20 protein-coding genes are annotated in these 16,781 nt (G+C 71.4%); 7 read left to right on the top strand and 13 right to left on the bottom strand.

Translation table 11 applies throughout. From position 1 onward, the window contains the following. A complete protein-coding gene (locus tag ACFVQG_RS21065; RefSeq protein WP_383385258.1) occupies positions 1-963 on the top strand; it encodes a LysR substrate-binding domain-containing protein in 963 nt (320 codons plus the stop codon). A gap of 7 nt (positions 964-970) precedes the next feature. Here ACFVQG_RS21065 and ACFVQG_RS21060 read toward each other — a convergent pair whose 3' ends face one another. Continuing rightward, entirely contained in the window at positions 971-1,735 is a 765-nt protein-coding gene (locus ACFVQG_RS21060) for an alpha/beta hydrolase (RefSeq protein WP_383385255.1), read from the bottom strand. A 113-nt stretch (positions 1,736-1,848) separates the two neighbouring features. Here ACFVQG_RS21060 and ACFVQG_RS21055 point away from each other — a divergent pair, with 113 nt between their 5' ends. Both ACFVQG_RS21055 and ACFVQG_RS21050 read left to right on the top strand, forming a co-directional pair. Further along, entirely contained in the window at positions 1,849-3,021 is a 1,173-nt protein-coding gene (locus ACFVQG_RS21055) for an adenosine deaminase (RefSeq protein ID WP_383385252.1), read from the top strand. A gap of 158 nt (positions 3,022-3,179) precedes the next feature. Then, positions 3,180-3,539 (top strand): ATP-binding protein, encoded by a 360-nt coding sequence (locus ACFVQG_RS21050; RefSeq protein WP_383385249.1) that lies wholly within the window; start codon positions 3,180-3,182, stop codon positions 3,537-3,539. 82 nt (positions 3,540-3,621) lie between these two features. On the opposite strand, the gene ACFVQG_RS21045 is transcribed toward ACFVQG_RS21050, so the two are convergent. The 5 genes from ACFVQG_RS21045 to afsQ1 form a co-directional block, all read right to left on the bottom strand. Then, a complete protein-coding gene (locus tag ACFVQG_RS21045; RefSeq protein WP_383385585.1) occupies positions 3,622-3,825 on the bottom strand; it encodes a PspC domain-containing protein in 204 nt (67 codons plus the stop codon). A gap of 102 nt (positions 3,826-3,927) precedes the next feature. Further along, on the bottom strand, positions 3,928-4,491 hold the full coding sequence (locus ACFVQG_RS21040) for a VanZ family protein (RefSeq protein ID WP_383385247.1): 564 nt from the start codon (positions 4,489-4,491) through the stop codon (positions 3,928-3,930). A 94-nt stretch (positions 4,492-4,585) separates the two neighbouring features. Further along, positions 4,586-5,203, bottom strand: a complete 618-nt coding sequence (locus ACFVQG_RS21035; RefSeq protein WP_383385245.1) for a hypothetical protein — start codon at positions 5,201-5,203, stop codon at positions 4,586-4,588. Continuing rightward, complete coding sequence (locus ACFVQG_RS21030) at positions 5,203-6,819, bottom strand: ATP-binding protein (RefSeq protein ID WP_383385242.1); 1,617 nt, start codon at positions 6,817-6,819, stop codon at positions 5,203-5,205. The genes ACFVQG_RS21035 and ACFVQG_RS21030 overlap by 1 nt, the downstream gene beginning before the upstream one ends. Next, the gene (gene afsQ1, locus ACFVQG_RS21025; protein ID WP_189702231.1) at positions 6,816-7,493 is read right to left on the bottom strand and encodes a two-component system response regulator AfsQ1; all 678 of its coding nucleotides are present in this window, start codon (positions 7,491-7,493) and stop codon (positions 6,816-6,818) included. The genes ACFVQG_RS21030 and afsQ1 overlap by 4 nt, the downstream gene beginning before the upstream one ends. A 183-nt stretch (positions 7,494-7,676) precedes the next feature. Here afsQ1 and ACFVQG_RS21020 point away from each other — a divergent pair, with 183 nt between their 5' ends. Further along, positions 7,677-8,438, top strand: a complete 762-nt coding sequence (locus ACFVQG_RS21020) for a SigE family RNA polymerase sigma factor (RefSeq protein WP_383385239.1) — start codon at positions 7,677-7,679, stop codon at positions 8,436-8,438. A 272-nt stretch (positions 8,439-8,710) separates the two neighbouring features. Here the strand turns inward: ACFVQG_RS21020 and ACFVQG_RS21015 are convergent, their stop codons facing one another. Next, positions 8,711-9,346 (bottom strand): uridine kinase, encoded by a 636-nt coding sequence (locus tag ACFVQG_RS21015; protein WP_383385231.1) that lies wholly within the window; start codon positions 9,344-9,346, stop codon positions 8,711-8,713. A 125-nt stretch (positions 9,347-9,471) separates the two neighbouring features. Here ACFVQG_RS21015 and ACFVQG_RS21010 point away from each other — a divergent pair, with 125 nt between their 5' ends. Further along, positions 9,472-9,900, top strand: a complete 429-nt coding sequence (locus ACFVQG_RS21010; protein WP_383385228.1) for a hypothetical protein — start codon at positions 9,472-9,474, stop codon at positions 9,898-9,900. Here the strand turns inward: ACFVQG_RS21010 and ACFVQG_RS21005 are convergent. Continuing rightward, a complete protein-coding gene (locus ACFVQG_RS21005) occupies positions 9,872-10,081 on the bottom strand; it encodes a DUF397 domain-containing protein (protein ID WP_383385225.1) in 210 nt (69 codons plus the stop codon). The two genes, ACFVQG_RS21010 and ACFVQG_RS21005, sit on opposite strands and share 29 nt — an antisense overlap. Continuing rightward, entirely contained in the window at positions 10,060-10,908 is an 849-nt protein-coding gene (locus tag ACFVQG_RS21000; protein WP_383385222.1) for a helix-turn-helix domain-containing protein, read from the bottom strand. The genes ACFVQG_RS21005 and ACFVQG_RS21000 overlap by 22 nt, the downstream gene beginning before the upstream one ends. A gap of 167 nt (positions 10,909-11,075) precedes the next feature. Between ACFVQG_RS21000 and ACFVQG_RS20995 the strand changes: the two genes are divergently transcribed. Next, entirely contained in the window at positions 11,076-11,324 is a 249-nt protein-coding gene (locus ACFVQG_RS20995; protein ID WP_383385219.1) for a hypothetical protein, read from the top strand. 67 nt (positions 11,325-11,391) lie between these two features. On the opposite strand, the gene ACFVQG_RS20990 is transcribed toward ACFVQG_RS20995, so the two are convergent. The 3 genes from ACFVQG_RS20990 to deoC are packed head-to-tail and all read right to left on the bottom strand — an operon-like array spanning position 11,392 to position 14,680. After that, positions 11,392-12,276, bottom strand: coding sequence for an aldehyde dehydrogenase family protein (locus tag ACFVQG_RS20990; RefSeq protein ID WP_383385213.1), 885 nt, complete (start codon positions 12,274-12,276; stop codon positions 11,392-11,394). After that, the gene (locus ACFVQG_RS20985) at positions 12,269-13,699 is read right to left on the bottom strand and encodes an aldehyde dehydrogenase family protein (protein WP_383385210.1); all 1,431 of its coding nucleotides are present in this window, start codon (positions 13,697-13,699) and stop codon (positions 12,269-12,271) included. Before ACFVQG_RS20985 ends, ACFVQG_RS20990 begins: the two co-directional genes overlap by 8 nt. A 3-nt stretch (positions 13,700-13,702) precedes the next feature. Further along, positions 13,703-14,680, bottom strand: a complete 978-nt coding sequence (gene deoC / locus ACFVQG_RS20980) for a deoxyribose-phosphate aldolase (RefSeq protein WP_383385581.1) — start codon at positions 14,678-14,680, stop codon at positions 13,703-13,705. A 112-nt stretch (positions 14,681-14,792) separates the two neighbouring features. Here deoC and ACFVQG_RS20975 point away from each other — a divergent pair, with 112 nt between their 5' ends. Then, positions 14,793-15,491 carry a PH domain-containing protein gene (locus ACFVQG_RS20975; RefSeq protein WP_383385207.1) on the top strand — a complete coding sequence of 233 codons (699 nt, stop codon included), beginning with the start codon at positions 14,793-14,795 and terminating at the stop codon, positions 15,489-15,491. Between the two features lie 355 nt (positions 15,492-15,846). Here the strand turns inward: ACFVQG_RS20975 and ACFVQG_RS20970 are convergent, their stop codons facing one another. After that, on the bottom strand, positions 15,847-16,611 hold the full coding sequence (locus tag ACFVQG_RS20970) for a DUF5707 domain-containing protein (protein ID WP_383385204.1): 765 nt from the start codon (positions 16,609-16,611) through the stop codon (positions 15,847-15,849). Between the last annotated feature and the right edge of the window lie 170 nt (positions 16,612-16,781).

Below are 16,781 nucleotides of genomic sequence, written 5' to 3'. Positions count from 1 at the left end.
GTGACGCATCAACCCAGCTCCCGGCCCCGCCTGTCACCAACCAGTGACACAACAGGTGACGCAGAAGACATCGTCGCCCGCCTCGCCCCCCGCCTCGCCCACTTCGCCGGAGTCGCCCGCACCGAGCACGTCACCCGTGCCGCCCAGGAGATGAACGTCCCCCAGTCCACGCTCTCCCGGGCCATGGTCCGCCTCGAACACGACCTCGGCGTGGACCTGTTCACCCGCCGTGGCCGTACCGTCTCCCTCACCTCCGCGGGCCGCACCTTCCTCACCCACGTCGAACGCGCCCTCGCCGAGGTCGCCCGCGCCGCCGAGGAGGTGCGCGCCGACGCCGACCCGGCCACCGGCAAGGTCGCGTTCGGCTTCCTGCACACCATGGGCGCCGAGACCGTACCCGGCCTGATCCAGGCGTTCCGCGCCGACCACCCGCGCGTCCGCTTCAGCCTCGTCCAGAACTACGGCGAGGCCATGCTCGAACGCCTGCGCGCCGGGGAACTGGACCTCTGCCTGACCTCCCCGGTCCCCGCCGCGCCCGACCTGGTCGCCCGCCGCCTCGACGAGCAGAAGCTGCGCCTCGTCGTCCCGGCCGACCACCGCCTCGCCGCCCGCAGACGCGTCCGCCTCGCCGAGGCCGCCGACGAGGCCTTCGTCACCCTGGAACCCGGCTACGGCCTGCGCCGCATCACGGACGACCTGTGCAAGGAGGCGGGCTTCAAGCCGCGCGTCGCCTTCGAGGGCGAGGAGGCCGAGACGCTCAGGGGCCTGGTCGCCGCGGGCCTGGGCGTGGCGCTGCTGCCGCCCCCGGCCGTGGCCCGCCCCGGCGTCGTCGAACTGACCGTCACCGCACCCCGCGCGGCCCGCGAGATCGGCGTCGCCTGGCTCGAGGGTCACCCGGACACCCCACCGGTGGCCGCGTTCAAGAAGTTCCTGCTCTCCAGGAGGGGCAACCTGCTGCCGTGACCGACGGCTACCTGCGCCCCCAACTCCCCCCGAACCCCGCCGCCAGCGGCATCCGCAACCCCAGCGGCGGCGGCGCCGCCAACGCGTCCCGCACCGGACGCGAGAACGCCCGCCCGAACAGCGTCCCCATCACGAAGTCCTCGGCGAGCGCGAGCACTTCACTGCGGTGCTGCTGCAGCCTGTGCCGATCGGAGTGCACCTCGAACCGGCACACCTCCCGATTCGCCTTCTTCGCCCGCGCCGCCAGCCGGAACGACAGCTCGGGGTCGGTGCGTTCGTCGTTCGTGCCGTGCACGATCAGCACCCGCCGCCCCACGAGCTGCTTCACCGGCTCGGGCGGCGCCGCCACATCGTCCTCCGGCAGCCAGGGCGCGATCGCCAGCACGGAGTCGACGGCCTCGTGCCCGCCCGCGTGCAGCGCGGCCCGTGCGCCCATGTCACGCCCGACGAGGCAGAGGGGGACGTCGCCATAGCGGCGTACGGCCTCGTCGGCGGCCCACGTGGCGTCCTGCGCGAGATGCGCCTCGCTGCCGTTCCAGCCGCGGTAGCGGTAGTGGACGACATGGACGGCGAGCCCTTCCGCGTGGCCGACCCGCGCCAGCCGTCGCCCCAACGCGCGTACGGAGGCGGTCGCGAGCAGGGGAGAGGGCCTGCGGCCGGAGACCTCGTCGCCGCCGGGCAGCAGCAGCGCCACGCCGCTCACCGCCGTCGGCTCCGGACCGAACGCCCGCCCGAGCCGGGCTCTGCGAACCGCCGTCGCTTGCTGTGCCATGACAGAACAGTGTCAGAAGCGCCGGTGTACGCGACCCGTCCGCGGGGTCACTGTTACGTATCGGCGGAACTGTACAACGAGCGATCTACGCGCGTAGGAGTTAGAGTGCGGAAATGACGAGCCAGACTGACCCGACCGACACCGCGAGGACGGGCGCCAGGACAGCCAACTCCCCGACCCCGGACCAGATCCACCGCGCCCCCAAGGTCCTGCTGCACGACCACCTCGACGGCGGCCTGCGCCCCGGCACCGTCGTCGACCTGGCCCGCGAGACGGGCTACACCCACCTCCCCGAGACCGACCCGGAGAAGCTCGGCGTCTGGTTCCGGGATGCCGCCGACTCCGGTTCCCTGGAGCGGTACCTGGAGACCTTCTCGCACACCGTCGGCGTCCTGCAGACCCGCGACGCCCTGGTCCGGGTCGCCGCCGAGTGCGCCGAGGACCTGGCCGCGGACGGTGTCGTCTACGCCGAGGTCCGCTACGCCCCCGAACAGCACCTCGCCGCCGGACTCACCCTCGAAGAGGTCGTCGAGGCCGTCAACGAGGGCTTCCGGGAAGGTGAACGGCGCGCCCAGGAGAACGGCAGCCGCATCCGCGTGGGCGCCCTGCTCACCGCCATGCGGCACGCCGCCCGCGCCCTGGAGATCGCCGAACTCGCCAACCGCTACCGGGACCTGGGCGTCGTCGGCTTCGACATCGCGGGCGCGGAGGCGGGCTACCCGCCCACCCGGCACCTGGACGCCTTCGAGTACCTCAAGCGGGAGAACAACCACTTCACCATCCACGCCGGTGAGGCGTTCGGGCTCCCCTCCATCTGGCAGGCCCTCCAGTGGTGCGGCGCGGACCGGCTCGGACACGGTGTCCGCATCATCGACGACATCGAGGTGCGGGACGACGGGACCGTCACCCTCGGCCGACTGGCCTCCTACGTCCGCGACAAGCGCATCCCGTTGGAGCTGTGCCCCAGCTCCAACCTCCAGACCGGCGCCGCCAGCTCCTACGCCGAGCACCCGATCGGGCTGCTGCGGAAGCTGCACTTCCGGGCCACGGTGAACACGGACAACCGGCTGATGTCCCACACCACCATGAGCCGGGAATTCGAGCACCTTGTCGAGGCGTTCGGTTACACGCTCGACGACATGCAGTGGTTCTCGGTCAATGCTATGAAGTCAGCATTCATCCCTTTCGATGAACGACTGGCAATGATCAATGACGTGATCAAGCCCGGATATGCGGCCCTGAAATCCGAATGGCTGTTCCTCGGAAAGGGCTTGGCGGGGCGCTGACCAGGGGCTTTACCTGGTCCCGTCGCTGGTCGAAATAATCGTCCACCCCGCCCGGCATTCACCATCCGTCCGCATTTCGATGTTTGCGACGGACGGCCTGCCGTGTTTACGTTCCTGGACCGCTCCCATTCAGTTCGTTCCCAAGGACGTCATTCACCATGAAGCAGTCTGCTGCAAAGTCCCTCGGTGTCGCCGCGCTCGGTGCCGCCTTCGCCGCCGCCGGGGCGGGTGCCGCGAACGCCGCTCCGGACCTCGCCAACGTCAGCAACCAGGCGCTGGACACCGTTGCCAGGACGCTGCCGGCGGAGAACGTCGAGAAGGCGGTGCCGGGCAGCAGCCAGGCGCTCGCCCAGGGGCAGCGGGCGCTGCGCGCCGGGGTGACGGCCGCGCAGCCCGCCGTCCAGCAGCTGCTCGCCGAGGGCCCGACCGGCCCGGCCGCCGCGCTCCTCGGCGGTCTGCCCACGAAGGGCCTGCCCGTCCAGGGCACGCCCGTGAACGGCATCCCGCTGGGCGGCTGACCAGGCCACCCGGCACGCGTACGGCGATGGGGCGCACCCTGTACCAGGGGCGCCCCATCGGCGTACCACGACATCACGAGGCTCACCAGGCCGTACGCGCGGCCTTGTCCTCGGACGGCAACAGGATCCACAGCGCGAGATAGAGCAGGAACTGCGGGCCCGGCAGCAGACAGGAGACCAGGAAGATCACCCGCATCGTCGTCGCGGAGGTGCCGAAGCGCCGGGCCAGCGCGGCGCACACGCCGCCGATCACGCGGCCGTTGGTGGGGCGGGCGGGGCGGGACATGGCTGCTCCTTCGTCGAGGTCGGCCGAGCGTCGGCCGAAGGTCGGCCGAGCGTCGCTCATCTACCGTCCACGGTAAGGAAACGAAGCGGGCAAAGCGTCGCTCTACGGAGCGATCCCGACCCTGGGAATCGTCGGGGTCCGACCCTGACTCAGCTCGTCCTGCGGGGGCGGAACCCTCGGTCCCGACGCCGACTCCGACGCCGACCTGCGCCGCAGCCACGAGCGCCCCGCGGGCACCACGGCGAGATGCGCGAGCCCCACGCCCGCGGTGTTCAGCAGCAGCGAGTCCACGTCCACGACCTGCCCGGGGACCCCGGTCTGCAGCAGCTCGATCGACAGGGACAGCAGCGCCCCCGCCGCGACCGTACGGAACAGCGACGCCCACGGCGACACGGTCAGCCTGCCGCCCGCCAGCGGCAGCAGCACCCCCAGCGGCGCGAGCAGCGCCAGCCCCTCACCGATCCGCCGCGCCGCCTCCGGCCAGCCCAGCGCCAGATCGGCGCGGATCCCGGCGAAGGGACGCAGATTGGCGGGCATCACCCAGGGGACGTTCAGGGGACGCAGCGTGAACCAGGCGACGAACGCGAGATAGGCGACGAGGAGGACACCCCCTGTCACACGGACGTGGATCGCGGCGCTGCCGCCCATGGAGCCTTGACGCTGCACGCCCCCCTAGACGCGGCCTTCGGCACGATCGGTTCCGGGTTGTCGCCCTCCGGCCCCATGAGGCATGCGCCACATCGCGTACCGCACCCCCCTCTCACCCGGCCGTGACCTCACTGGACGGCGGTTCCCCCGCCCCCGGCCGGGCCCGCACCCCCTCGGTGCACTCGTACCGCCGCAGCGTTCTCGCCTCCGGGCCGCCCAGCACCACCGAACCGTCGACCTCGCCCGCCGCCTCCGAGTCCGAGAAGGTGCACACGATCTGCGCGAGCGCGTACGCCGACAGGTCGCCGGGCGCGCTGCTCAGCCGGAGCGCGTCCTCGGGGTCCCCGCGGCGCGGCCCGGTCACCCTCGTGGCGGGCCGTACGTCCGTGGCGTACCCGGCCTCCTTCGCGGTGGCCGACGGTGTGCGGGCCAGCTCGTCCAGCAGGCCCTGTGCCACCAGCACCCGCCGCTCGGTCTCCGAGTCGCCCTCCGGGACCCGTAGCGTCCGGTCCACGGTCACCAGCGACGAGCCGCAGAGCAGGAACACCTGCACCGGCATGCCGCGCGAGGACTGCGTGGTGACATCGGGCTCGGCGAGGGAACACCGTGCCCGCGACGGCGCCGGACCGAAGTCCGTCGGCACCTCCGTGGGCCGGATCCCGCATCCGGCGAGCACCGCGGCCAGCCCGGCCAGCACGGGGAGGAGTGCCGTCCTCCGCCGTACGCCCATCAAGCGTCCCCCTTCTTCGTCGCGCCCTTCTCCCCGCCGCCCGCGGCCTCCCCCTCGGCCGACAGCACGACGGTGGAGGCGTCCCGCGGCAGCCGCAGCGTGAACACCGCACCACCGTCCGGCGAGTTGGCGGCGGTGATCTCGCCGCCGTGGATGTGCGCGTTCTCCAGGGCGATCGACAGGCCGAGCCCGCTGCCCTCGGAACGCGGCCGGGAGGCGCTCGCCTTGTAGAACCGGTCGAAGACATGCGGCAGCACGTCCTCCGGAATCCCCGGCCCGTGGTCCCGCACCCGGATGACGATCTCGTCCCCCTGAGCCTCCTGAGCCCGGACCCGTACCGACACCCGCACCGGCGAACCCCCGTGCTTGAGCGCGTTGCCGATGAGGTTGGCGAGGATGACGTCCAGCCGCCGCGGGTCGATCCGCGCGTGGATGCCGCGCTCGGCGTCCAGCTCGACCGCGTCCAGCCAGGCGCGGGCGTCGATGCAGGCGGTGATCTGGTCGGCGATGTCGACGTCGTCCAGGACCAGCCGGGCCGTGCCCGCGTCGAAGCGGGTGACCTCCATCAGGTTCTCGACCAGGTCGTTCAGGCGCCGGGTCTCGCTGACCACCAGCCGCACCGCGGGCTCGATCATCGGATCGAGACCGCCGCTCTCGGAGTCCAGCTCCTCCTCCAGCACCTCGGTGACAGCGGTGATCGCGGTCAGCGGTGTCCGCAGCTCATGGCTCATGTCCGCCACGAACCGCCGCGAGGCGGACTCCCGCGCGGCCATGTCGTCCACCCGCTTCTCCAGCGCCTCGGCCGCGCTGTTGAACGTCCGCGACAGATCGGCCAGCTCGTCCGTCCCCGACACCCGCAGCCGGGTGTCCAGCTTGCCCTCGCCGAGCCGCCGCGCGGCCACGCCGAGACGGTGCACGGGCTTCAGCACGGTCGTCGCGGCGGCCTGCGCGAGCAGCGCCGAGCCGATCAGCGCCAGGCCGGTGGCGATACCGAGCGACCACGCCAGCGAGTTCAGGTCCTTCGCCTCCGGCTCCAGCGACTTCAGCATGTAACCGGTCGGCCCGCCCCCGATCACCCGGGTCCCGGCCACCAGATACGGGGTGCCGTCGTCCACGATCCGCTGCCAGTACAGGTGGTACGGCGACTTGTTGCCGGAGTTGACCTGCTGCTCCTTGTTGACCGCGGTGCGCAGCGACTTGGGCACATCGGCCAGCGTGAAGCCGTTCAGGCCGCCCGAACCGCCGTACACCGGCTGACCGCTCACGTCCTCGGCGACCAGCAGCACGGTGAAGTGCTGACCGCCGGTGGCCATCTGGCCCGCGGCGCGCTGGAGTTCGTCCCGGGTGGGATGCTCCGGCAGCGTGCCCGCGCGGTTCTCCATCTCCTGCTCGAAGTCCCGCAGTACCGCGTCCTGCGCGCGGGTGAGCACCGCCTCACGGTTGAGCCAGTACGCGATCCCCGACGCGGACACCGCCGCGGTCAGCGCGACCAGCCCGAACACCACGACCAGCCGCAGCCGCAGACTGGTGAAACGCAGCCGCGACCATATCCCCTTGCGTGTGAGGGCGGCGGTCCAGCCGCGCGGCCCCCCGTGCCCCTGGTGCTCTTGTGTCACTGAGGCGGATCCAGCCGGTAGCCGACACCACGCACGGTACGGATCAGGGTCGGCGACGACGGCACGTCCTCGACCTTGGCGCGCAGCCGCTGGACACAGGCGTCCACCAGCCGGGAGTCACCGAGGTAGTCGTGCTCCCACACCAGCCGCAGCAACTGCTGCCGCGACAGCGCCTGGCCCGGCCGCCTGCTCAGCTCCAGGAGCAGCCGCAGCTCGGTCGGCGTGAGCTGGAGGTCCTCCCCGTTCTTCGTGACGGTCATCGCCGCCCGGTCGATCACCAGGCTGCCGAAGGTGGCGGCGTCGTTCGCCTCCCGCTCCCCGCGCCGCAGCACGGCCCGGATCCGGGCGTCCAGCACCCGTCCCTGCACGGGTTTGACCACGTAGTCGTCGGCGCCGGACTCCAGGCCCACGACCACGTCGATGTCGTCGCTGCGCGCGGTCAGCAGGATGATCGGGAGCTGGTCGGTGCGCCGGATCCGGCGGCACACCTCGAACCCGTCGATTCCGGGCAGCATCACATCCAGCACGATCAGGTCCGGCCGCTGCTCACGGAGCAGTTTCAGACCGTCCTCACCGCTGGCAGCGGTCGCCACTCGGTGTCCCTGGCGCGTCAGTGACAGTTCCAGGGCCGTACGGATGGCGTCGTCGTCCTCGATCAGCAACAGGGAAGGCACGGGGGTCATTCTGGCCCATGGGGGGTGGCGGTTTCGACACCTGTACGGGTACGGCCCCACGACGCACCCCTGTGACAGGTCTGTGACAGTCGACGGACACGGCGATGAAGTGGCTTGGGCAAGCTGTTCGACACAGCACGGAAGCCAGACCGAACACCGGAAGTCCACGACGGGGGGCGCGAGATGAACACGCTGCACGGCAACAGCACCAGCGCAGTGATCACTCGGCTGCACGACGTGGGCCGGGGTTCCGAGAAGTCCGGTGCCGTGAGCGGGCGGGGGTGCGCTCGCGGCGCCGGGCGTCAGCACACCGGGTACATGACGGTGGTTGACGCGATCACGGGGGACACGGGGGAGCAGCACGGGGGACCCGCGTACAGGGAGGAAGCGGGGGAGCGCCGTCCGGCGACACGGACCGGGGACGCCGAAGCCGCGTTCACGGCCTACGTCCAGGAGCGCCGCGCCTCCCTGTACGCCACCGCCTACCACCTCACCGGCGACCGCTTCGAGGCCGAGGACCTGCTGCAGAGCGCCCTGTTCTCGACGTACAAGGCGTGGGACCGGATCAGTGACAAGGCGGCCGTCGGTGGATACCTCCGCCGCACCATGACCAACCTGCACATCAGCGCGTGGCGCCGCCGCAAGCTGAACGAGTACCCGACCGAGGAACTGCCGGAGACCGTCGGCGACACGGACGCGATGCGCGGCACGGAACTGCGCGCGGTCCTGTGGCAGGCGCTGGCCCGGCTCCCCGAACTCCAGCGCACCATGCTGGTCCTGCGCTACTACGAGGGCCGCACGGACCCGGAGATCGCGGACATCCTCGACATCAGCGTCGGCACGGTGAAGTCCAGCATCTGGCGCTCGCTGCGGCGGCTGCGCGAGGACGAGGTCCTCAGCTTCGGCCGTGACGAGGAGGACGCGTTCGGGGAACTGGTCGCCTGAGGCCGGGGGGCGCTGAGGACGGGCGCCGGGAAAAAACTTCAGGGAAGTCGGAGCCCGGGTGTATCACGGGGGGAGTCCGGGACTCCTGACTACGGGGACGGGGAACCTGGGGGGACCCCATCTCCCGCTCCACGGGGGAGCACCACGGGGGAAGCACGGGGGACACGGGGGAAGCACCACAGGGGTTCGGGGGAGCCCCGCAGAGAGCGGGACTGGAGGGCCGGGGGGTCCGTCCAGTCCCGCTTTTCTTGCTCTCTGACTCTCTACGGCTGTCAGGCCGCCGTATGCGTGGTGGCGCACCGGCCCGCCGCCGCGGCGGCCAGGCGGCCCATCGCCTCGTCCCGGTCGCAGGCGTGCGCGCCGAGCGCCGTCTGGCGGGCGATGATCACGCGTTCCTGCCGCATCAGCCGCCAGCCGCGGCGCAGCAGGAACGGCACCGACTTGCGGCCCTCCCTCAGGTCCCGCAGGAAGCGGCGGCGGAAGGTCTTCACCGGGCCGCGGCTCAGACACAGCGCGTCGGCGAGGACGCCCAGCTCGCGGCAGCGCGTGACGATCTCGGCGGCGAAGATGCCCTCCGCGATGAACAGCGGCGTCCGCCCGATGTCGACGCCGTCCTCACCGGTGCGCGCGCTGAGCGCGATGTCGTACACGGGGACCTTGGTACGGCCCGTGCGGCACAGCTCGACGATCGCGGCTACGGCGATGTCCGCGTCCCAGGAGTCGGGGTGGTCCCAGTCGATGTCCGAGCTTCCCGCGACCAGCGGCAGCGTCGGGTCGGTGCCCTCCTTGTAGAAGTCGTCGAGCCGCAGCACCGGGAGACCGGAGCGGGCCGCGAGGAGGGACTTGCCGGAGCCGGAAGGGCCGCAGAGCAGCACGACTCGCGTGGGTATGGACGGATGGGCACTCACGGGACACCAGTGTGAGGCATCCCCCGGCCCGGCAACGACTCAGCGGGTCGGCTTTGAAGCCCGCGTCACATGTCAAATACCCTTCGTGTCGACACGATTACTCAGCGCAGCAGAAGGTGGCGGCAATGACGGACCGCAACGACTACTTCCCCCAGTCCACCCCCCGGCGGGCGTTCGCCGTACTCGCGACCGCGGGCGTGGTCCTGGGCTCGGGCGCCACCACGGCCACGGCGGCGGAGGCCGAGCAGATGCTCGGCATGGTGAACTACCGGCCCACCTCGCTCGGCAAGATCGACCCCCAGGCCGGTCTCCAGGCGCTGTCGGGCGCCGTGGGGTACGTCACCGGCCCGGTCTCGGGCCTCAAGCCCAACCCCCTCGCCGGTACGGGCGTCGACCCCCTCGACAACGGCGTGGGCACCCAGCTCGCCGACTTCAAGCCCCTGACCTCCCAGCAGCTCACCCGCCCGGTCGCGCAGGCGCCGTCGGTGGGGAGCGTGCCGGGGGTGGGGCAGGTGACGGGGCTGCTTACAGGACCCCAGTCCGGACGCCGTTGACGAACGGTCGCCAGGCGGCCCCGGCCAGGATCAGGATGGGGCCGTTGGGGTGCTTGCTGTCGCGGACGGGGATGGTGCCGGGGGAGTCGTCGCAGACCTCCACACAGGCGTCTCCCTGCTGGTTGCCGCTGTAGGAGGACTTGCGCCAGCGGGCGGTGCTCAGGTCTGGGGTGGCTCGCATGGCTCGTACGTCTCCATCGTCGCTTTGATCAGCGCCCAGGACTCCTCCGGTGGGAGGGCGCTGGCCTTCATCCGATCGTACTCTCGCACGCGCTGCATGACCGTCTCCCGGTCGTCGAAGATCTCGCCGTTCCTTGGCCCTTCCTGGTACACGGTTGTCGAGTTGTCCGGCAGGGTCAGCAGGATGAGCGTGCCGCTCATCAGGGTGCAGGCGCCCGCCTCGAACGGGAGGACCTGAATCGTGGTGTGGCGGGTTTCGACCAGCGACAGCAAGGCCGCGAGCTGTTCACGCATCACTTCTGGGCCGCCCACGGCTTGGCGCAGGGTCGCTTCGCCGAGAATCCACCAGGCGTCAGGCGGGCTGTCGTTCCGCAGGACTTCCTGCCGACCCAGGCGGGCGCCCACCAAGCCGTCGATCTCCTTGGAACCGATACCTGGATGGCCCTTCGTGAACAGCGTCCGCATGTACGCCGGAGTCTGAAGCAGACCAGGGATGACGCTCGCACTGAACTCCTGAATCCGCGCCGCCCTCGCCTCCAGCTCCAAGCATTGATCAAACCGCCTCGGCGTGTGCTCCCGCTTCACCGCCCCCCACAGGCCCTGGAACAACTCCCCCGTTCCGAACGCCGCGTCCAACTTCTCGGAGATCGGCGGCAGCGGGAGCCGTTCCCCCGTCTCCACTCCATGCAGATGCGTCTTGCTGTAGTTGACGATGTCGGAGAGCCGGTCCAGGGACAGGCCCGTCAGTTGGCGTTGGCGGCGGAGTTCGACGCCGTACAGGTCGCGGGCGGAGCGGGCGGGGTCGAGGCCGCGGGTCGGCTGGGTCATGGCGTCCACGGTAATCGCGTTCGGTGACCGAGTGGGTACGAACGGTGAAGACCGAGGGGTGCCAGGCTGTTCCGTGACGTGTCCTGGAACGCCGTCACCCTGTCCGGCCAGGGACGTCGGCCGTTTCGCTGGGTGTGCGAACAGCAAGAGCGCTCCAGGAGGCACCCTTGGCAAGCCGACGACCCACGACGACGCTTCCGGTCGGCCAACTCGCGTACGACACCCGTCGGGAACGGCGCGGGGTCGTCATGGACCACCAGGACGGGCTGGTGTGGCTGCGTCCCGAGGGCGGGGGGACGGAGTGGACCGCGCGGCCCGAGGACGTACAGCCGATGCACGTCCGTGAGCGGGCGGAGGCCCTGATGCTGGCGCGGGTGGCCAGGGCCAACGCCCGTAGCAGGGGGGAGGTGCTCTGACGGGCGGCGAAGAGGGCCGCGGCTCCTCCGGACGGAGAGGAGCCGCGGCCCTGCTCGGGGGCGGTCGTCAGTAGGACGAGCCGCCCGCGCCCAGGGAGCCCGTCGGGTGCCAGACCGTCTTGGTCTCCAGGAAGGCCGTCATGCGGTCGATGCCGGGCGTCTCGAAGTAATCCACAGGCTGTGGACGCAGTACCCGCTTGAGGTTGTCGGCCGCGGCGATCTCCAGCTCCTTCGCCAGGTCGGCGTCCGCGCCCGCCAGGTCGACCGCGTTGACGTCCTGGTGCGCGGCGAGGGGCGCCGCGATCTCCGCCGTACGGCCGGAGAGGACGTTGACGACACCGCCGGGGACGTCGGAGGTGGCGAGCACCTCAGCGAGGGAGAGGGCGGGGAGCGGCGACTTCTCGGAGGCCACGAGGACCGCCGTGTTGCCCGTGGCGATCACCGGGGCCAGGACGCTCACCAGGCCCAGGAACGACGACTCCTGCGGAGCCAGGACCGCGACCACGCCCGTCGGTTCGGGCGAGGAGAGGTTGAAGTACGGGCCCGCGACCGGGTTCCCGCCGCCCACGACCTGGGCGATCTTGTCCGTCCAGCCCGCGTACCAGACCCAGCGGTCGATCGTGGCGTCGACGACCGCCGCCGCCTTCGACTTCGACAGGCCCTCCGCGTCGGCGACCTCGCGCGTGAACTGGTCCCGGCGGCCCTCCAGCATCTCCGCGACGCGGTAGAGGACCTGGCCGCGGTTGTAGGCCGTGGCGCCGGACCAGCCGCCGAACGCCTTGCGGGCCGCGACCACGGCGTCCCGGGCGTCCTTGCGGGACGACAGGGGCGCGTTGGCCAGCCAGTTGCCCTTTGCGTCCGTCACCTCGTACACCCGGCCGCTCTCCGAACGCGGGAACTTCCCGCCGACGTACAGCTTGTAGGTCTTCAGTACGGTCAGTCGGTCAGACATCGAGGTACGCCTCCAGGCCGTGGCGACCGCCCTCGCGGCCGAAGCCCGACTCCTTGTAACCGCCGAACGGCGAGGTCGGGTCGAACTTGTTGAACGTGTTGGACCAGACGACACCCGCGCGGAGCTTGTTCGCGACCGCCAGGATGCGCGAGCCCTTCTCCGTCCAGATGCCCGCCGACAGGCCGTACGGGGTGTTGTTGGCCTTGGCGACGGCCTCGTCCGGGGTGCGGAAGGTGAGGACCGAGAGGACCGGGCCGAAGATCTCGTCGCGGGCGACGGTGTGCGCCTGGGTGACGTTGGTGAAGAGGGTCGGCGCGAACCAGTAGCCCGAGGAGGGCAGCTCGCACGCCGGGGACCAGCGCTCGGCGCCCTCCGCCTCGCCCTGGTCGGCCAGCGCGGTGATGCGGGCCAGCTGCTCGGCGGAGTTGATCGCGCCGATGTCCGTGTTCTTGTCGAGGGGGTCGCCCAGGCGGAGGGTGGAGAGCCTGCGCTTGAGGGAGTCCAGCAGTTCGTCCTGGACCGACTCCTGCACCAGCAGGCGGCTGCCCGCGCAGCAGACCTGGCCCTGGTTGAAGAAGATGCCGTTGACGATGCCCTCCACGGCCTGGTCGATCGGGGCGTCGTCGAAGACGATGTTGGCGCCCTTGCCGCCCAGTTCCAGGGTGAGCTTCTTGCGGGTACCGGCGACGGTGCGCGCGATCTCCTTGCCCACCGCCGTGGAGCCGGTGAAGGCGACCTTGTCCACGTCCGGGTGCGCGACCAGCGCGGCGCCCGTGCGGCCGTCGCCGGTGACGATGTTGACGACGCCCTTCGGCAGGCCTGCCTGACGGCAGATGTCCGCGAAGAAGAGTGCCGAGAGGGGGGTCGTCTCGGCGGGCTTGAGGACGACCGTGTTGCCGGTCGCGAGCGCCGGGGCGATCTTCCACGCCAGCATCAGCAGGGGGAAGTTCCAGGGGATGACCTGGCCCGCGACGCCGAGGGGCCGCGGGTTCGCGCCGAAACCGGCGTGGTCGAGCTTGTCCGCCCAGCCCGCGTAGTAGAAGAAGTGCGCGGCGACCAGGGGGAGGTCCGCGTCCCGCGTCTCCCTGATCGGCTTGCCGTTGTCCAGCGTCTCCAGGACGGCCAGTTCGCGGCTGCGCTCCTGGATGATCCGGGCGATGCGGAAGAGGTACTTCGCGCGCTCGGCGCCGGGCAGCGCCGACCACGTGGCGAAGGCCTTGCGGGCGGCCTTGACGGCGCGGTCGACGTCTTCCTCATTGGCTTGCGTGTACTCGGCGAGTACTTCTTCGGTGGCCGGAGAGACCGTCTTGCCAAGACCCCCACCCGAGCTTTCGACGAACTCCCCGTCGATGAACAGGCCGTACGACGGGGCGATGTCGACGATCGCGCGCGACTCGGGCGCGGGAGCGTACTCGAATGCCATGTGTCAGTCCACCGTAACGTAGTCGGGGCCGGAGTAGCGGCCCGTGGCCAGCTTCTGACGCTGCATCAGCAGGTCGTTCAGGAGCGAGGACGCGCCGAAGCGGAACCAGTGGTTGTCCAGCCAGTCCTCGCCGACGGTCTCGTTGACCAGGACCAGGAACTTGATCGCGTCCTTGGTCGTGCGGATGCCGCCCGCGGGCTTCACGCCCACCTGGACGCCGGTGGTGGCGCGGAAGTCGCGTACGGCCTCCAGCATCAGCAGGGTGTTCGCCGGGGTCGCGTTCACCGCCACCTTGCCGGTCGAGGTCTTGATGAAGTCCGCCCCCGCCAGCATGCCGAGCCAGCTCGCGCGGCGGATGTTGTCGTACGTCGACAGCTCGCCGGTCTCGAAGATGACCTTCAGGCGGGCGCTCGTCCCGCAGGCCTCCTTCACGGCGGTGATCTCGTCGTACACCTTCAGGTACCTGCCCGCGAGGAACGCCCCGCGGTCGATGACCATGTCGATCTCGTCGGCGCCCGCGGCGACCGCGTCCCGGACGTCGGCCAGCTTGACGTCGAGCGCCGCGCGGCCCGCCGGGAAGGCGGTGGCGACCGAGGCGACCTTCACCGAGGAGCCCGCGACGGCCTCCTTGGCGGTGGCCACCATGTCGGGGTAGACGCAGACCGCGGCCGTGGCGGGGGTCGTGCGGTCGGTCGGGTCCGGGTGGACCGCCTTGGCGCCGAGCGCCCGGACCTTGCCGGGGGTGTCCGCGCCTTCCAGCGTCGTCAGGTCGACCATCGAGATGGCCAGGTCGATGGCGTACGCCTTGGCGGTCGTCTTGATGGAACGGGTGCCGAGAGAGGCCGCGCGCGCCTCCAGGCCGACCGGGTCGACGCCGGGCAGCCCGTGGAGGAAGCGGCGCAGCGTGCTGTCGGACGCGGTGACGTCCTTGAGGGGGCTCGCCGCCGCGGTGGCCGCTGGGGTGGGTGCAGAGGTGGGCATGGTCACCAGACGAGCATATCTACGCGCGTAGCGGCTGTACAGCCCCCGGGGAGCGGTCGGTGGGCGTGGCCGCGTACCGGGCCCGCCGGAGGCGTCGGGCAGAATCGGGAGCATGACGACCCCCGAGAATCAGTCACCTGGGCCGCGGCCCGAGTCGCCCGCCGCCCGGGACCGGATCTACCGGTCACCGGCCGCTCTCGTGGGCGGGGTGCTGCTGCTCGCGGTCGGCGGCTGGCTGGGCGGCGACGCCGTCCTGACGGGGGAGGGGCGTACCCCCTGGGTGGCGCTCGCCGTGCTGCTGCTGGCGGTGCCGCTGGTGGTCGCCTTCACCCTGCGGCCCGCGGTGTTCGCCGGTGCGGACCGGCTGCGGGTGCGCAATCCCTTCCGGGTCGTGGTGGTGCCGTGGGGCGAGGTCGCCTCGCTGCGCTCCGGGTACACCAACGAGGTGGTCACCACGTCCGGCGCCAAGTACCAGCTGTGGTCCGTTCCCGTGTCCTTGCGCGGGCGGAAGAAGGCCGCCCGGCAGCAGGCCCACCGGGAGGCGGAGGCCAGGGGCGAGCGGCGCGGACGCGGCCGGGGCCTCGGGTTCGGGGGCGGCTTCGGGGGCCTGGGCGGGGCGGACCCGTCCGTCGGGGACGGGCCGGTGCGGGCCGAGACCGACCAGGTGATGCACGAGCTGCGGGAGATCCACGCGGCGCGGGAGAAGGCGGCGGAGGCGCAGGGGGAGGTCTCCGTGCGGTGGGCCTATGAGGTGATGGGGCCCGCGGCGGCGGGGGCGGTGTTGTTGGCGGTGCTGCTCGCGGTGGGGTGAGCGGGGCTGGTCGCGGTGGGGTGAGCGGTGCTGGTCGCGGTGGGGTGAGCGGGGCTGGTCGCCCGCGGTTGGTGTGGGTGATGTGGTGACGGGGGGTCCGTCGCGGTCCCCGGAGTGACCGGTTACGAGCGCTCGGCCGGGCGCCGCGTTGACAGACCGGGGTTTCCGGAGATGGTGGGTCCGGTTGCCGGGGGCCGAAGCTACGGGGTGACCGGTCGGTTCCTGGGGTCGGCGGGCGCCTGGGAGCCAGTCGTGGGTCAGAGGGCGCCGCGGTCGGTGGGAACGGTCCGGGTGACCGGGCGGGGGCTGCGCCGGACGGCCGTTCGCGGGGCCGCCCGGCGGCTGTCGTCCGGGGTCAGCGCACGTCGACGAAGTCGCCCTCGGAAACCGCCCCGGCGGTCTCGTTCGTACCGGCGTACGACCAGCGATAGGTGCCGTCGGTGCCCGCGCGGACGGTGGTGGAGACGGTGCCGTCGGCGGCGGTCAGGACGGTGCGTACGGTGCAATAGGTGGAGCTGCCCGCTTTGCGGAACTGAAGCCGCACCGGCTCCCCGGCCGCGGCGGCCACGGACGTCCCGGTGGCCCAGTCGGCGTGCCGCACGTCGCCCTTGACGGTGAGGGTCCTGCCCCGCTTCACCGGCTCCGGGGTGGCGTCGACGGTGAGCGAGCTGGCGCGCTGGAGGGGGAAGGTGGCGGCGCTGTCCAGGAACACGGCGTCGCTGTCCGGCGCGATCGCGTAGGCGCTGACGTTCCAGGTGCCCGCCTGCGAGCCGTCGGCCGGGGCGGTGCCGGGGGTCAGGGTGAAGGTCAGGGTGCAGGTCGTGCTGGTGGCGGCGGTGGGGCCGCAGGCGGCGTCCGAGGCGACGGCGGCCGTCGGGGCGTCGTAGGAGCCGCGGTAGAGGGTGGCGTTGATCTGCTCGAGCCCGGACGGGTCGGACGCGGTGACCTCGACGGTGACGGTTCTCGCGGTGGTGCCGAGGACCACGGGGGCGCCGTCGTTCACGACGACGGCGGTGATGTCGGTGTCGCCGAACCGCTCGTCCGCGGACGCGGCCGGAACGGCGAGGGCGGACAGGGCCACGACGCCGCAGGCGACGGCGACGGCGGAGTTCATGCGCATGAGAATTCCCCAATGTGAATGCCACGGCCCGGCCATTTGTGACCGGTCCGGCCCGAATTGACGAGTGCAGCGTACTCACGGCGTGGGGATTTTGGAATGTGCGGAGTGCTGGTTTATCAGGGTTACGGATTCCGGTTCACAGAGAAACGCGCGTGAATATCCGGCGGGTC

It is taken from the genome of Streptomyces sp. NPDC057877, assembly GCF_042796855.1.
Taxonomy (GTDB): Bacteria; Actinomycetota; Actinomycetes; order Streptomycetales; family Streptomycetaceae; genus Streptomyces.
This window is presented reverse-complemented; position numbering and strand designations above follow the sequence as displayed.

What these genes read in the sequence shown, in the direction of transcription:
- ACFVQG_RS21060 (WP_383385255.1), bottom strand. Translation starts at nt 1,735, where the DNA reads ATGGCACAGCAAGCGACGGCGGTTCGCAGAGCCCGGCTCGGGCGGGCG.
- ACFVQG_RS21055 (WP_383385252.1), top strand. Translation starts at nt 1,849, where the DNA reads ATGACGAGCCAGACTGACCCGACCGACACCGCGAGGACGGGCGCCAGG.
- ACFVQG_RS21050 (WP_383385249.1), top strand. Translation starts at nt 3,180, where the DNA reads ATGAAGCAGTCTGCTGCAAAGTCCCTCGGTGTCGCCGCGCTCGGTGCC.
- ACFVQG_RS21045 (WP_383385585.1), bottom strand. Translation starts at nt 3,825, where the DNA reads ATGTCCCGCCCCGCCCGCCCCACCAACGGCCGCGTGATCGGCGGCGTG.
- ACFVQG_RS21035 (WP_383385245.1), bottom strand. Translation starts at nt 5,203, where the DNA reads ATGGGCGTACGGCGGAGGACGGCACTCCTCCCCGTGCTGGCCGGGCTG.
- ACFVQG_RS21020 (WP_383385239.1), top strand. Translation starts at nt 7,677, where the DNA reads ATGAACACGCTGCACGGCAACAGCACCAGCGCAGTGATCACTCGGCTG.
- ACFVQG_RS21010 (WP_383385228.1), top strand. Translation starts at nt 9,472, where the DNA reads ATGACGGACCGCAACGACTACTTCCCCCAGTCCACCCCCCGGCGGGCG.
- ACFVQG_RS21005 (WP_383385225.1), bottom strand. Translation starts at nt 10,081, where the DNA reads ATGCGAGCCACCCCAGACCTGAGCACCGCCCGCTGGCGCAAGTCCTCC.
- ACFVQG_RS21000 (WP_383385222.1), bottom strand. Translation starts at nt 10,908, where the DNA reads ATGACCCAGCCGACCCGCGGCCTCGACCCCGCCCGCTCCGCCCGCGAC.
- ACFVQG_RS20990 (WP_383385213.1), bottom strand. Translation starts at nt 12,276, where the DNA reads ATGTCTGACCGACTGACCGTACTGAAGACCTACAAGCTGTACGTCGGC.
- ACFVQG_RS20985 (WP_383385210.1), bottom strand. Translation starts at nt 13,699, where the DNA reads ATGGCATTCGAGTACGCTCCCGCGCCCGAGTCGCGCGCGATCGTCGAC.
- deoC (WP_383385581.1), bottom strand. Translation starts at nt 14,680, where the DNA reads ATGCCCACCTCTGCACCCACCCCAGCGGCCACCGCGGCGGCGAGCCCC.
- ACFVQG_RS20975 (WP_383385207.1), top strand. Translation starts at nt 14,793, where the DNA reads ATGACGACCCCCGAGAATCAGTCACCTGGGCCGCGGCCCGAGTCGCCC.
- ACFVQG_RS20970 (WP_383385204.1), bottom strand. Translation starts at nt 16,611, where the DNA reads ATGCGCATGAACTCCGCCGTCGCCGTCGCCTGCGGCGTCGTGGCCCTG.